Genomic DNA, 12,904 nt, shown 5'->3' with positions numbered 1-12,904 from the left:
ACACGGTGGTTTGGGACTGCCCGGACGGGCACCTACCCTTGTGGGATGCCTGGCGAGTCCCACTTCAGCGCGCTCGAGCCGCTCCTGACGCGGGTGAGCAAACCCATCCAGTATGTCGGCGGCGAGCTCAACTCCACCGTCAAGGACTGGAACGTCGGCGGGTTCGGGCCCGGCGGTGAGGAGCTCACCGTGCGGTGGGCCCTGATGTATCCCGACGCCTACGAGGTCGGCGTCCCGAACCAGGGCGTCATGATCCTCTACGAAGTGATCAACGAGCGCGCCGACGCGCTGGCCGAGCGCACCTACGCCGTCTGGTCCGACCTCGAGGCCGAGCTGCGGGCCGCCGGCGTGCCGCAGCTCACGGTCGACGCCCACCGCAGTGTCGCCGACTTCGACCTCTTCGGTGTCTCTTTCGCGACCGAGCTGGGCTACACCAACATGCTCACGGCCCTCGACCTGGCCGGGATCCCGCTGCATTCGGCGGACCGCACCGACGAGCACCCGCTCGTCATCGCGGGCGGCCATGCGGCCTTCAACCCGGAGCCGGTCGCCGACTTCGTCGACGCCGCGATCGTCGGAGACGGAGAGGAGGCCGTGCTCGCAGTGACCGACATCGTCGCCGAGTTCAAGGCGCAGGGCCGCCCCGGCGGGCGCGAGGAGTTGCTCATGCGCCTGGCGCGCACCGGCGGGGTCTACGTGCCGGCGTTCTACGACGTCGACTACCTTCCCGACGGACGCATCCAGCGGGTCGCACCCAACCGCTCCGGGGTGCCGTGGCGGGTGGCCAAGCACACCGTGATGGACCTGGACGCCTGGCCCTACCCGAAGCAGCCGCTCGTGCCGCTCGCCGAGTCGGTGCACGAGCGGATGTCCGTCGAGATCTTCCGCGGCTGCACACGGGGGTGCCGCTTCTGCCAGGCCGGGATGATCACCCGACCGGTGCGCGAGCGCTCGATCACCGGGGTGGGCGAGATGGTCGAACGGGGTTTGGCGGCCACCGGCTTCGAGGAGGTCGGCCTGCTCTCGCTGTCCTCGGCGGACCACTCTGAGATCGCGACCATGACCAAGGGCCTCGCCGACCGCTACGAGGGCACCAACACCGGTCTGTCGCTGCCGTCGACCCGGGTCGACGCCTTCAACATCGACCTCGCCAACGAGCTCACCCGGAACGGCCGACGCTCGGGTCTGACCTTCGCCCCCGAGGGCGGGAGCGAGCGGATCCGCCGGGTGATCAACAAGATGGTGAGCGAGGAGGACCTCATTCGGACCGTCGCGGCCGCCTACGGCGCCGGATGGCGGCAGGTCAAGCTCTACTTCATGTGCGGCCTGCCGACCGAGACCGACGAGGACGTCCTGCAGATCGCCGAGCTCGCCAAGCGGGTCATCGAGACCGGCCGCGAGGTCAGCGGCCGACGCGACATCCGGTGCACGGTCTCGATCGGCGGGTTCGTCCCCAAGCCGCACACCCCGTTCCAGTGGGCCGGACAGCTCGGCGCCGAGGAGACCGACGCGCGCCTCCACAAGCTGCGCGAGGCGATCCGCTCCGACCGGCGGTACGGCTCCTCCATCGGCTTCCGTTACCACGACGGCAAGCCGGGTATCGTCGAGGGCCTCCTCTCGCGCGGCGACCGACGCGTCGGCCGGGTCATCGAGGCGGTCTGGCGAGACGGCGGGCGCTTCGACGGCTGGTCCGAGCACTTCTCCTACGAGCGGTGGATGGCCTGCGCCGAACGCGAGCTCGCAGCCTTCGGCGTCGACGTCGCCTGGTTCACCACGCGCGAGCGTGAGGAGAGCGAGGTGCTCCCCTGGGACCACATCGACTCCGGTCTGGACAAGGAGTGGCTCTGGCAGGACTGGCTGGACGCTCTAGACGAGACCGAGGTCGACGACTGCCGCTGGACCCCCTGCTTCGACTGCGGCGTCTGCCCTCAGATGGGGACCGAGATCGAGATCGGCCCGACGGGCAAGACCCTCCTGCCCCTCACCGTCGTTCGCCCGGACGCGAGCCGCTTCGCTGCCGGCGCACGGCAGACCTGAGCTGCCGGCCCGCCGTGGGCGGACGGTCCCCAGGGAACGGCCGTATGCGGTGGCCGGCTACTCGAAGAGCGTGCCGACGACCTCGCGGAACACCTCGGTGTGCCGGGCCACGTCCTCCTGGCGGGTGTCCGGACCCATGAGCGCCATGTTGTGGAACGGGGTCATCAGGATCCCGCGGTTGCACATCGCGAGGTGCATGTAGGCGTCGAGGTCGCTGTCGGCCGCCGCCGCCGAGTCCTCGCCGTTGGTCGGCGCCGGGCGCACGAAACGGTACTCCGCCCGTGCGCCGAGCTGGGCGATCGTCCACGGGACGTCGAGCTCGTCGAGGGTGGTCTGCACGCCCGCCGTGAACTCGGTGGCGAGTGCGATCATCCGCTCGAACGCCTCCGCGGTCAGGACCTCGCCGAGCGTCGCCCGCATGGCGGCGAGCGAGAGAGCGTTGCCGGCCAGAGTGCCGCCGACACCTCCGACGTCGACGATGTCCGCGTCACCGGCCTCGGTGTGTCTGGTCACAGCCGCGGCGACCTCCTCGGTGATGCCGTACGCGCCGCTCGGGATCCCGCCTCCGATCGACTTGCCGATGACGAGGATGTCCGGCTGGAGGCCCCACGCCGTCGTCGCGCCACCCCACCCGGCGGAGAAGGTGTGGGTCTCATCGATCATGAGCAGCGCGCCGTAGCGACTGGCGAGCTCGCGCAGGCCGGTCATGAACCCGGGCTCCGGCAGCACGATGCCGATGTTCGTCAGGGCCGGCTCGGTGAGGATCGCGGCGACGTCGCCGTGCGCGAGCGCGACCTCGACGGCGCCGAGGTCGTTCCAGGGCACCGACCGTGTGGTCAGAGCGGGGTCGACCGGGGGCGCGACGTTGCCAGGGCGTGAGACGGTCTGGCCGTCCGGACCCGGGATCGCGAAGGCCTCGTCCACCGAGCCGTGGTAGCAGTGTCCGAAGACGAGGATCTTGGGTCGCCCGGTCGCCAGACGCGCCAGCCGGATGGCCCATCGGTTGGCATCGGTCGCCGTCAGGGTGAAGGACCACAACGGGAGTCCGAAGCGGCGCGTCAGCTCGGCGCCGACCCACTGCGCGTCCTCGGTCGGGAGCATCGTCGTGATCCCGCCGAGCTCGCCCATCCGTCGGGTCACGGCAGCGACCGTCGCCGCGGGGGAGTGGCCCGCCATCGCACCGGTGTCACCGAGGGCGAAGTCGACGTAGGTGTGCCCGTCGACGTCGGTGACGCGGTTGCCCTGGGCACGCTCGAGATAGAGCGGGAAGCCGCCGGTCCACATGTTCATCCACGTCATCGGCACGCGCCCGAAGAGGTTGGTGGCGTTCGCGTACAGGTCGGCGCTTCGCGGGTTGGCCGCGGTGTAGGCGGCCTGCTCGCGCTCGATGAGCGCCGCGAGGCGCTCCCGGTTCAGACGGCTCATGGCGAGAACCTAATGGATGGCGTGCCTCGGCCGACAGGGGGGTGGCGACGGCGGTCGACCTCAGCGACCGACCACGGCCGCCGTGAGCGCGGCGGGGAGGTCGGCCGCCGTGGGCGCGGGCGCGACGACTCCGCGCCCGGTCGTGACCAAGGGATCCAGGTCTGGTGCGGGACCCCCGACCGACACGACCGACAGGCGGACGTCCTGATCCGGTCGTACCGCCGATCTCAGGTATCCGCTGACTGCGGACTCCTGCTCGTCGGTCAGCTCGCGCCCGGCCGGCACGACGACGAGCAGGACGAGCTCGCGGTCCGGCTCACGGTCGTAGACCAGCGTGGACGCGAGGGTCTCGCGGATGGCGGCCGCGAGGTCCGGGCTTCCGCCGACCTCGGCACCGTCGATCTCGTCCCGGACCGCCTCCAGGGTCTCATCGGTGGCCGGCTGGGCGCTCAGTGCCTCGGTGGCGCCCTCGGGGGTGCCGAGCCAGAGTGAGACCCGGACGTCCGCGCCCGCCGGCACGACGTCCTCGGCGGCGACGGCCAGGGCCGCCTGCCGGCTCCCGGCTCCGTCGACCGGTTCGGACATCTCAGCAGTGGTGTCGACCAGGACGACGACGTCTCGAGGCCGTAGCGCGGCCCCGAGCAGCGCCGGAGCGGCGACGAGCTCGCGGTCGTCCAGAACGACGGGCTCGTCCGCGAGCTGGTCGACCGCAACGGGACCGCGTGCCGTCGGAGGGCTGCCGTCCACGCCGTAGTAGCCCGCCGCGCGGATCTCCTCCTGCCCCGGGTCGGAGAGCAGGTAGTCCACGAGTTCGGGAGCGGAACCGCGAACCCGCAGCGGGACATGAGCGGCCCCGTCGCCGATCACCACGCCCACGACGGGCACCGCCCCGTCGTTCCCGAGGTACTCGGTGAGGGCCGCTTCGGTCGTCACCACCGCCGAGGCGACGGGCGTGAACTCGGCTGCACCGCCGACCTCGGGAAACGCCGGCTCGTCCGCAGGCACCGGTTCGGTCGCCCGGGCGAGTGCCCCGAGTGCTCCGCTCGAGACGGCCGCCGGGAGCTGGTCGACCGTGGCTGTGCTGGAACCGACGAGGGCGCCCACGAGCGCCGACACCCCGGTCGCGCCGACAGCGGTGGTGTCCGGGTCGGGCAGGCGAATGCGGAACTCGCCCCACTCGGTGCCCTTCGTCGCCCAGGTGCCGGGGACGAGGACCGCTCGCAGCTCGTCACCGGACAGGGGCTGGGTCAGACTCTCGGCGGCCCTGGCGGCCTCCTCGGTCATCGCCAGCACGACGGGGGAGCTCGCGACCGGATCTGAGAGCGCGGTGTCGGGGACCCTCGCCTCGCGCCCGTCGACGATTCGGACGTCCGCCAAGCCGCTGGCGACCAGGGTCGCCGCGGCACATCCCTCCCCGGTCGCCGCATACCCGTCGACCACGTCGGAGAGGCCGGGAGGTGCCGACACCGTCACCGCGTCGGCGCACGGGGCGGGAGCGGACGTCGTGGCCTTCTCGCGTTGGGCGCGCACGGCGACGACTGCGATCAGGCCCACGACGAGCAGGCCGACGATGAGGAGTATGCCCAGAGGTGGCCCCTCGGAGCCTCCGGCGAACGACGCGCCGGCGATCGACGGGGAGCGCTCCCGACGCCCTCCGGAGCGGCCACGGGCATGCCGACCGGGCGTACGGTCGGTCGGAGCCACACCGCACCTCCTGACGGGATCCTCACTCGCGGTCCTTCGGCGTGTCGATCCTGCCCGGCGGTCCGCCGAGGCGCAAGCGGGCTCAGTCCCATGGGAGGCCCCAGCTCCCAACGCCGGCGTTCGGGATCGTCCCGCCATCGGCGATACTTGCGTGCGATGGCACGTCAACGAGTACCCGAGGGCCCACCGCCGCCTCCGGCGGTCCAGAAGCTCCGGATCCGCTACGCCCGACGGGGTCGGCTCCGCTTCTCGTCCTCCCGAGACTTCGCACGCGCCCTCGAGCGCTCGCTGCGTCGTGCCCAGGTGCCCATGGCGTTCTCGGCCGGCTTCCACCCGCATCCCAAGATCTCGTATGCCGGGGCCGCTCCCACCGGCATGGCGAGTGAGGCCGAGTACCTGGAGATCAGCGTCACCGAACGCGTCGACCCCGAGCGCCTCCGTGCCGGGCTCGACGCCGCGCTACCGGACGGCCTGGACATCCTCGAGGTGGTCGAGGCGGGCCCCGGGTCGTTGGCCGACCGACTTCAGGCGAGCGAATGGGAGATGGTCTTCCCCGCCGCCGACGAGCAGGTCGTTCGGGCTGCTGTCGACGCCTTCCTTGCCGCGACCGAGGCGCCGGTGACGCGGATGTTCAAGACGGGTCCGAAGACCTTCGACGCACGCGCCGCGGTCGTCGCCGCCGAGGTCCGCGACGAGGTGCGGCGGGTCGCAGATGAGGCGGGCACGCACCCGTATGCGATACTGCGGGTGGTCGTTCAGCACACCACACCCGTTGTCCGACCCGACGACATCCTGACCGCGTTGCGATCAGTGGCCGACCTTGAGAGCGCCGCGTCACCCACAGTGACACGCCGAGCCCAAGGGCTACTGCAGACCGCACCCGCTGGGGTGGCCGACCCCCTGGCCGCCGACAAGGACGCCGTCGGCGACTGAGCCGGTGCCGCGCGCAGCGCGAGCCGACCCGGTTGCACCCCGCCTGACTTCCGTGGCGTGCACGGACCACGTGTACCGCCACGATCCGACCCGATACCGGATGCTTCTGTCGCGATGAGCGGCGAGTGAATCTCTCGCCACCCTTCGCAACGGGTGTGGCTGGAGCAACCGGCCCGATCTGGAGGGATGCCGCATGGCTTCCGAACCCACGACAGACCCCACCGATGAACGTCCCGAGACCGACGAACGACCGGACACCGAGGAACCGCACGGCGACCGGACGAGCAGCGACCTGACCCACGCCGACGAGGTGCCGGACGACGCAGCACAGGACAAGCCGAAATCGAAGCGGCGGGCGTCGAAGAAGGGTCGAACCGAGACCTCGACGACCCGATCAGCTGGCGCACGATCGGCCGGCCGCCGTCGTGCCGCCGAGAAGCAGACGGACCCGGCCGATCCGTCGGTCCGGGTGGATGACACGCCTGGCGTGGACCCCGACGGCGATCCGGTCGCGCAGGTCCTCCTGCTCGATGAGGAGCCCACTGAAGAGCCGACTGAGCAGCCCACAGCGGGCCACCCGGACGACATGCTCGCGCCAGCGGTCGCCGAGGAGGACGACACCGACGAGGGGGCCGACGCGGACGCCACGGCGACCGCGGTCCCGAGCTTCGGCCTGATCTTCCAGGCTCCGGAACCGGTGGCACCTCGGCGACGTCGTGCGACCTCCGCAGCCGGTGCGCCGTCGCGGAGCGAGTCGGACGCCGGGGCCGGTCGGGCCGACGGGGAGGCAGCCCGGACCGCGGACAGCGCCGACGACGAGCCGCGCGACGAGTCTGCCTCGGGTGAGGGCGACACCGAGGACGGCGGTGGCGGGTCGCGTCGGTCCCGCCGCCGGGGTGGTCGCGGCCGCAGGGGCGGACGCGGCACGGACGCCGAGACGCCGGACGACTCCGGTTCCGGCGCGTCCGATTCCGGCGACTCCGATTCCGACAGCGAGAGCGGTCCGGGCCGCAGGTCTTCCGAGCGGTCGGGCAAGGGGCCCAAGCGGGGGTCGAAGGACGCGGAGTCGTCCGGGTCCGCCGACGGCAGGGCCGGCGAGTCCGACGTCGACCTCGCGATCGATGACGACGAGGCCGAGGAGGCCACTTCGGACGGGGGATCGCGCCGGCGTCGGCGACGTCGCCGGGGAGGCAGCGACAGCGACAGCGACGAGAGCCGCGGCGCCAAGGCCCGGGACGAGGTGACCGGCCTGAAGGGCTCGACGCGCCTCGAGGCCAAGAAGCAGCGTCGGCGGGAGGGCCGCGAGGCGGGCCGACGCCGTCAGATCATCACCGAGGCCGAGTTCCTGGCCCGCCGCGAGAGTGTCGAACGGGTCATGGTGGTGCGCGAGAAGGAGGGCAAGACCCAGATCGGCGTGCTCGAGGACGGGGTGCTTGTCGAGCACTACGTCTCGCGGGAGACCGGCGCCTCGATGATCGGCAACGTCTACCTGGGGCGGGTCCAGAACGTCCTGCCGTCGATGGAGGCCGCTTTCGTCGACATCGGCAAGGGCCGCAATGCCGTGCTCTACGCCGGAGAGGTCAACTGGGATGCCGCGGGGCTCGAGGGCAACATGCCCAAGCGGATCGAGAACGCCCTGACCTCGGGTGACACCGTCCTGGTCCAGGTGACCAAGGATCCGATCGGTCACAAGGGGGCCCGGCTGACCTCACAGGTCTCACTCCCGGGCCGGTTCCTGGTCTATGTGCCCGAGGCGTCCATGACGGGAATCTCCCGCAAGCTCCCCGACACCGAGCGGGCTCGACTGAAGTCGATCCTGAAGAAGATCGTGCCCGACGACGCCGGAGTCATCGTGCGCACCGCCGCCGAGGGGGCTTCCGAGGAGGAGCTGACCGCGGACATCGAGCGGCTCACCCAGGCGTGGGAGCGGATTACCGCGAAGGCCGAGAAGTCCGCGAAGAAGAAGGGCGCCGCCGGTGCGCCGGTGCTGCTGCACGGTGAGCCGGACCTGACCGTCAAGGTCATCCGCGATGTGTTCAACGAGGACTTCTCCGAGCTCGTCGTATCCGGTGAGAAGGCGTGGGCCGACGTCTCCGAGTACCTCGGCGACGTTGCTCCCGACCTGGCCAAGCGGCTCTCGAAATGGACCGCCGAGACGGACGTCTTCGCGAGCCACCGCGTCGACGAGCAGCTCGCCAAGGCCCTCGACCGCAAGGTGTGGCTGCCCTCGGGTGGCTCCCTCGTCATCGACCGGACCGAGGCCATGACCGTCGTGGATGTCAACACCGGCAAGTTCGTCGGCTCGGGCGGCAACCTCGAGGAGACGGTCACGAAGAACAACATCGAGGCGGCCGAGGAGATCGTCCGCCAGCTGCGACTGCGCGACATCGGCGGCATCATCGTCATCGACTTCATCGACATGGTCCTCGAGTCCAACCGCGACCTCGTGGTCCGCCGTCTCCTCGAGTGCCTGGGTCGGGACCGGACCAAGCACCAGGTCGCCGAGGTGACCTCGCTCGGCCTGGTCCAGATGACGCGCAAGCGGGTCGGTTCAGGTCTTCTCGAGGTGTTCTCCGAGCCGTGCTCGAGCTGCTCCGGGCGCGGCGTCGTCGTCCACGCCGACCCGGTCGACCAACCCGCGCAGGACGAGTCGTCCGGCGGAGGCCGCGGTCGTGGTCGGGGCCGGGGCGGCAACGGGTCCACCCAGCAGTCCTCCTCCCGAGGAGCCCGTCCCGACGCCCAGGAGCCCGTTCGGCCCCAGCCGACGGGGCCCACCGCGGCCCAGATCGCCGCCGCGGCGCACGCGGCCGCACTCAAGGCCGCAGCCGTGGTCTCCTCGGACGAGGAGTCGCAGGCCTCGACCGACCCCGATCGGGTCAGCGCGATCGCCACCGAGGTGGCCGAAGCGGTGAGCGCGGAGCAGTCGGGCGGTGCAGTGGACGGTGCCGCCGCCGACCAGCCCCAGACCGACGAAGCGGGCAGCGCGCACAACGGCGAGACCGAACCACAGCCGGTCCCGGAGACCGTGTCGGCGGCCGAGCCGGCGACCACCCGACCGCGTCGTCGTCGAGGCCGCGTCGTCGCCCAGGCCGGACCTCCCGGCAGCAGTGAGGTGCGGGTCCTCGGTGGGGAACCCGCAGCCGAGCCGGTCCAGCAGCCAGAGCAGGCCGGGCGGCCCGATGGGTCCGCCGCCGACGCGGAGGACTGACGGACCGCGACCCAACCGCCGGTTTGGCCGCATGCGGGCCCAGCCGGTAGATTAGACCCTTGGTGCGCCCACCGAGCGGTGTCCCCTGTGTGTTCTGTACGTCCGATCCGCACGTCCAATCTGCACCTCGGCGTCCACGATCCCAGGGCAACTACCAGCCGGTCACCGAAAGAGCGCGCATCACCCGTCATTACCGAAAGTGAGTTCCCAACTATGTACGCGATCGTTCGCGCCGGCGGACGCCAGGAGAAGGTCTCCGTCGGCGACGTCCTCATCATCGACAAGGTCGATGGGTCGACCGGCGACAGCATCGACCTGACCCCGCTTCTCGTCGTCGACGGTTCGTCCGTCACGAGCGACGCGTCCAAGCTCGCCAAGGTCTCCGTCAAGGCCGAGGTCGTCGGTCCTGCCAAGGGCCCGAAGATCACGATCATGAAGTTCAAGAACAAGACGGGCTACCGCAAGCGCCAGGGCCACCGTCAGCACTTGACCCAGGTGAAGATCACCTCGATCGACGTCTGAGCGACGCCCCGTCCGAACGACACCACCACGGATCCCCCTCTCACGAAGTAGGTACAGACATGGCACACAAGAAGGGTGCGTCCTCGACCCGCAACGGTCGCGACTCCAATCCCCAGTTCCTCGGCGTCAAGCGCTACGGCGGCCAGGTCGTCAGCGCCGGTGAGATCCTCGTCCGCCAGCGCGGCACGAAGTTCCACCCGGGCAACGGCGTCGGCCGCGGTGGTGACGACACGCTGTTCGCGCTCGTCGCCGGCGCCGTCGAGTTCGGCAGCAAGCGCGGCCGCAAGACCGTCAACGTCGTCCCCGTCGACTGACGTCACCTCCCAACGGGCCCGAGCCCGCGGTGAGGATGCGAGGGGCGGGCCGCCTGGCCCGCCCTTCGCCGTTCCCGACCCCCTGACAGACTGGACGCTCGACGCCCAGACCCTAGGAGCGCATACGCGATGGCCACGTTCGTCGACCGGGTGACGTTGCACGTCGCCGCGGGGCACGGTGGCCACGGTGTCGCCTCGGTCAAACGCGAGAAGTTCAAACCCCTCGGTGGACCCGACGGAGGCAACGGCGGGCGGGGTGGGTCGGTCGTGATCGCCGTCGACCCGCAGGTCACCACGCTCCTCGACTACCACCACAGCCCGCACCGCAAGGCGCCGAACGGCCGGCCGGGAGCCGGCGACGAGCGCAACGGCGCCGACGGCGAGGATCTCGTGCTCACGGTTCCGGCGGGGACCGTTGTCAAGGACGCCACCGGCGAGGTCCTCGCGGACCTCGTCGCAGCGGGCCAGTCCTTCGTCGTCGCCCGCGGCGGGCGTGGTGGCCTGGGCAACAAGGCTCTCGCCAGCCCGCGCCGCAAGGCGCCCGGCTTCGCCCTTCTCGGCGAGCCGGGCGAGACCCTCGACGTGGTGCTCGAGCTGAAGTCGCTGGCCGACGTGGCCCTCATCGGCTTCCCCAGCGCCGGCAAGTCCTCGCTGGTCTCTGTCCTGTCGGCCGCCCGTCCCAAGATCGCCGACTACCCCTTCACCACGCTCGTACCGAACCTCGGCGTGGTCACGGCCGGGTCCGAGCGATTCACCGTCGCCGACGTCCCCGGGTTGATCCCGGGTGCGAGCATGGGCAAGGGCCTCGGACTCGAGTTCCTCCGGCACATCGAGCGGTGCTCGGTGCTCGTCCACGTCATCGACTGCGCGACGCTCGAGCCGGGCCGGGATCCCCTCACCGACCTCGATGTCATCGAGGCCGAGCTCGCGGCCTACGTCCCCGACGACTCGCTCGGGGGGCGGCCGCTGTCCGAGCGCACCCGCGTCGTCGTGTTGAACAAGGCCGATGTTCCTGACGCCCGAGAGCTCGCCGAGATGGTCCGGCCCGACCTGGAGGCACGCGGGCTCGAGGTGCACGTCGTCTCCGCCGTGGCCCACACCGGGCTCAAGGAGCTCACGTTCGCGCTCGCGCGGCACGTGCGGCAGGCTCGGGAGGACCTGCCCATCGTCGAGCCGCCGCGCCAGGTGCTGCGCCCTCGCGCCGTCGACGACAGCGGCTTCCGCATCGTGCGGGAGAACGGTCCCGACGGTGAGGTGTTCCGCGTCGAGGGGGAGCGGCCCACGCGCTGGGTCCGCCAGACCGACTTCTCCAACGACGAGGCCGTCGGCTACCTCGCCGACCGACTGGGTCGCCTTGGAGTGGAAGAGGCGCTCTTCGCGGCAGGAGCCGTCGCCGGGTCGACCGTGCTGATCGGGCCCGCCGACGACGCCGTCGTCTTCGACTGGGAGCCGACGATGATGAGCGGCGCCGAGCACCTCACGGGGCCGCGCGGCACCGACCTGCGTCTCGAGGAGTACGGCCGCAAGAGCCGGGCCGAGAAGCGCGATGAGTTCCACGCGCGCAAGGACGCCCAGACCGCCGCCCGAGACGAGCTCGACGCCGAGCGCCGGGCAGGACACTGGTCGCACGGCGACGATGTCTGAGCGGCAGCGCCTGGTCGACGCCCAGCGCCTCGTCGTCAAGGTGGGGTCCTCGTCCCTCACCGGCGCGAGCGGAGGTCGACTCGACATCGGCCGGCTGCGGGCGCTCGTCGACCTGCTCGCAGCCCGTCGTCTCGGGGGCCGGCAGGTCGTCCTGGTCTCCTCGGGTGCGATCGCCGCCGGCCTCGGGCCACTCGGGTTGCGGACCCGTCCTCGAGATCTCGCCACCCAGCAAGCCGCCGCCAGTGTGGGACAGGGCGCCCTCATCACCGCATACCAGCAGGCGTTCGCCGACCACGGACTGACGGTCGGCCAGGTGCTGCTCACGGCCGACGACGTCACCCGCCGGGCGCACTACACCAACGCCCGTCGCACGCTCGAGAAGCTGCTCGACCTCGGCATCATGCCGATCGTCAACGAGAACGACACGGTGGCGACCCAGGAGATCCGCTTCGGCGACAACGACCGCCTCGCCGCTCTCGTGGCCCACCTCGTCCATGCTGATGCACTCCTGCTGCTCAGCGACGTCGACGCGCTCTACGACGGTCCGCCGAGTCGCGGCGACGCGCGCCGGATCCCTCGGATCGGCGGCGAGGACGACCTGCGCGGTGTCGACGTCGGCGGCACCGGCTCGCATGTCGGCAGCGGGGGGATGGTGACCAAGGTCGACGCCGCTGCGATCGCCAACGCCGCGGGCATCACGACGGTCCTGACCAGCGCGGCCCGGGCGGCCGAGGCACTCACGGGTGGTGACGTGGGCACGGTCTTCGCCCCCAGTGCGCGCCGCCGGCGCTCCCGCCAGCTGTGGCTGGCCCACGCGACGTCGGTGCGGGGGCGCCTCGTCGTCGACGCCGGCGCGGTCCGCGCGCTCGTCGAGCGTCGGACCTCGCTGCTCCCGGCGGGGGTGACCGAGGTGCACGGCACGTTCTCCGAGGGCGACGCGGTCGACGTGTGTGCGAGCGAGGGGGCGGTTGTCGCGCGCGGCCTCGTGAACTACTCGTCGGCCGAGCTGCCGATCATGCTCGGCCGCAGCACGCGCGACCTCGCGCGCGAGCTCGGCCCGGCGTACGAGCGTGAGGTCATCCACCGGGACGACCTCGTCCTGCTCTGAAGAGTGCGC

General features: G+C 71.3%; 9 protein-coding genes. 7 read left to right on the top strand and 2 right to left on the bottom strand.

All coding sequences use genetic code 11. From position 1 onward, the window contains the following. Positions 1–45 precede the first annotated feature (45 nt). Entirely contained in the window at positions 46–2,037 is a 1,992-nt protein-coding gene (locus tag GA707_RS00115; protein ID WP_152176409.1) for a TIGR03960 family B12-binding radical SAM protein, read from the top strand. A gap of 57 nt (positions 2,038–2,094) precedes the next feature. Here the strand turns inward: GA707_RS00115 and GA707_RS00110 are convergent, their stop codons facing one another. Continuing rightward, complete coding sequence (locus GA707_RS00110) at positions 2,095–3,462, bottom strand: transaminase (RefSeq protein WP_152176408.1); 1,368 nt, start codon at positions 3,460–3,462, stop codon at positions 2,095–2,097. A 60-nt stretch (positions 3,463–3,522) separates the two neighbouring features. Then, positions 3,523–5,166 carry a vWA domain-containing protein gene (locus tag GA707_RS00105; RefSeq protein WP_152176407.1) on the bottom strand — a complete coding sequence of 548 codons (1,644 nt, stop codon included), beginning with the start codon at positions 5,164–5,166 and terminating at the stop codon, positions 3,523–3,525. Between the two features lie 156 nt (positions 5,167–5,322). Here GA707_RS00105 and GA707_RS00100 point away from each other — a divergent pair, with 156 nt between their 5' ends. The 6 genes from GA707_RS00100 (at position 5,323) to proB (ending at position 12,895) form a co-directional block, all read left to right on the top strand. Next, complete coding sequence (locus tag GA707_RS00100; protein ID WP_152176406.1) at positions 5,323–6,099, top strand: TIGR03936 family radical SAM-associated protein; 777 nt, start codon at positions 5,323–5,325, stop codon at positions 6,097–6,099. Between the two features lie 193 nt (positions 6,100–6,292). Further along, positions 6,293–9,307: an Rne/Rng family ribonuclease gene (locus GA707_RS00095; RefSeq protein WP_152176405.1), complete on the top strand. Its 3,015-nt coding sequence runs from the start codon at positions 6,293–6,295 to the stop codon at positions 9,305–9,307. A gap of 213 nt (positions 9,308–9,520) precedes the next feature. Continuing rightward, a complete protein-coding gene (gene rplU / locus GA707_RS00090; protein ID WP_152176404.1) occupies positions 9,521–9,829 on the top strand; it encodes a 50S ribosomal protein L21 in 309 nt (102 codons plus the stop codon). Positions 9,830–9,888: 59 nt separating this feature from the next. Next, positions 9,889–10,143 carry a 50S ribosomal protein L27 gene (gene rpmA / locus GA707_RS00085; RefSeq protein ID WP_152176403.1) on the top strand — a complete coding sequence of 85 codons (255 nt, stop codon included), beginning with the start codon at positions 9,889–9,891 and terminating at the stop codon, positions 10,141–10,143. Between the two features lie 129 nt (positions 10,144–10,272). Further along, positions 10,273–11,787, top strand: a complete 1,515-nt coding sequence (gene obgE / locus GA707_RS00080; protein ID WP_152176402.1) for a GTPase ObgE — start codon at positions 10,273–10,275, stop codon at positions 11,785–11,787. Beyond that, positions 11,780–12,895, top strand: a complete 1,116-nt coding sequence (gene proB / locus GA707_RS00075) for a glutamate 5-kinase (RefSeq protein WP_152176401.1) — start codon at positions 11,780–11,782, stop codon at positions 12,893–12,895. The genes obgE and proB overlap by 8 nt, the downstream gene beginning before the upstream one ends. The last annotated feature ends 9 nt before the right edge of the window (positions 12,896–12,904 follow it).

The sequence above is a fragment of the Nostocoides sp. F2B08 genome, assembly GCF_009184895.1.
In the GTDB taxonomy this organism is placed as follows: Bacteria; Actinomycetota; Actinomycetes; order Actinomycetales; family Dermatophilaceae; genus F2B08.
This window is presented reverse-complemented; position numbering and strand designations above follow the sequence as displayed.

What these genes read in the sequence shown, in the direction of transcription:
- GA707_RS00115 (WP_152176409.1), top strand. Translation starts at nt 46, where the DNA reads ATGCCTGGCGAGTCCCACTTCAGCGCGCTCGAGCCGCTCCTGACGCGG.
- GA707_RS00110 (WP_152176408.1), bottom strand. Translation starts at nt 3,462, where the DNA reads ATGAGCCGTCTGAACCGGGAGCGCCTCGCGGCGCTCATCGAGCGCGAG.
- GA707_RS00100 (WP_152176406.1), top strand. Translation starts at nt 5,323, where the DNA reads ATGGCACGTCAACGAGTACCCGAGGGCCCACCGCCGCCTCCGGCGGTC.
- GA707_RS00095 (WP_152176405.1), top strand. Translation starts at nt 6,293, where the DNA reads ATGGCTTCCGAACCCACGACAGACCCCACCGATGAACGTCCCGAGACC.
- rplU (WP_152176404.1), top strand. Translation starts at nt 9,521, where the DNA reads ATGTACGCGATCGTTCGCGCCGGCGGACGCCAGGAGAAGGTCTCCGTC.
- rpmA (WP_152176403.1), top strand. Translation starts at nt 9,889, where the DNA reads ATGGCACACAAGAAGGGTGCGTCCTCGACCCGCAACGGTCGCGACTCC.
- obgE (WP_152176402.1), top strand. Translation starts at nt 10,273, where the DNA reads ATGGCCACGTTCGTCGACCGGGTGACGTTGCACGTCGCCGCGGGGCAC.
- proB (WP_152176401.1), top strand. Translation starts at nt 11,780, where the DNA reads ATGTCTGAGCGGCAGCGCCTGGTCGACGCCCAGCGCCTCGTCGTCAAG.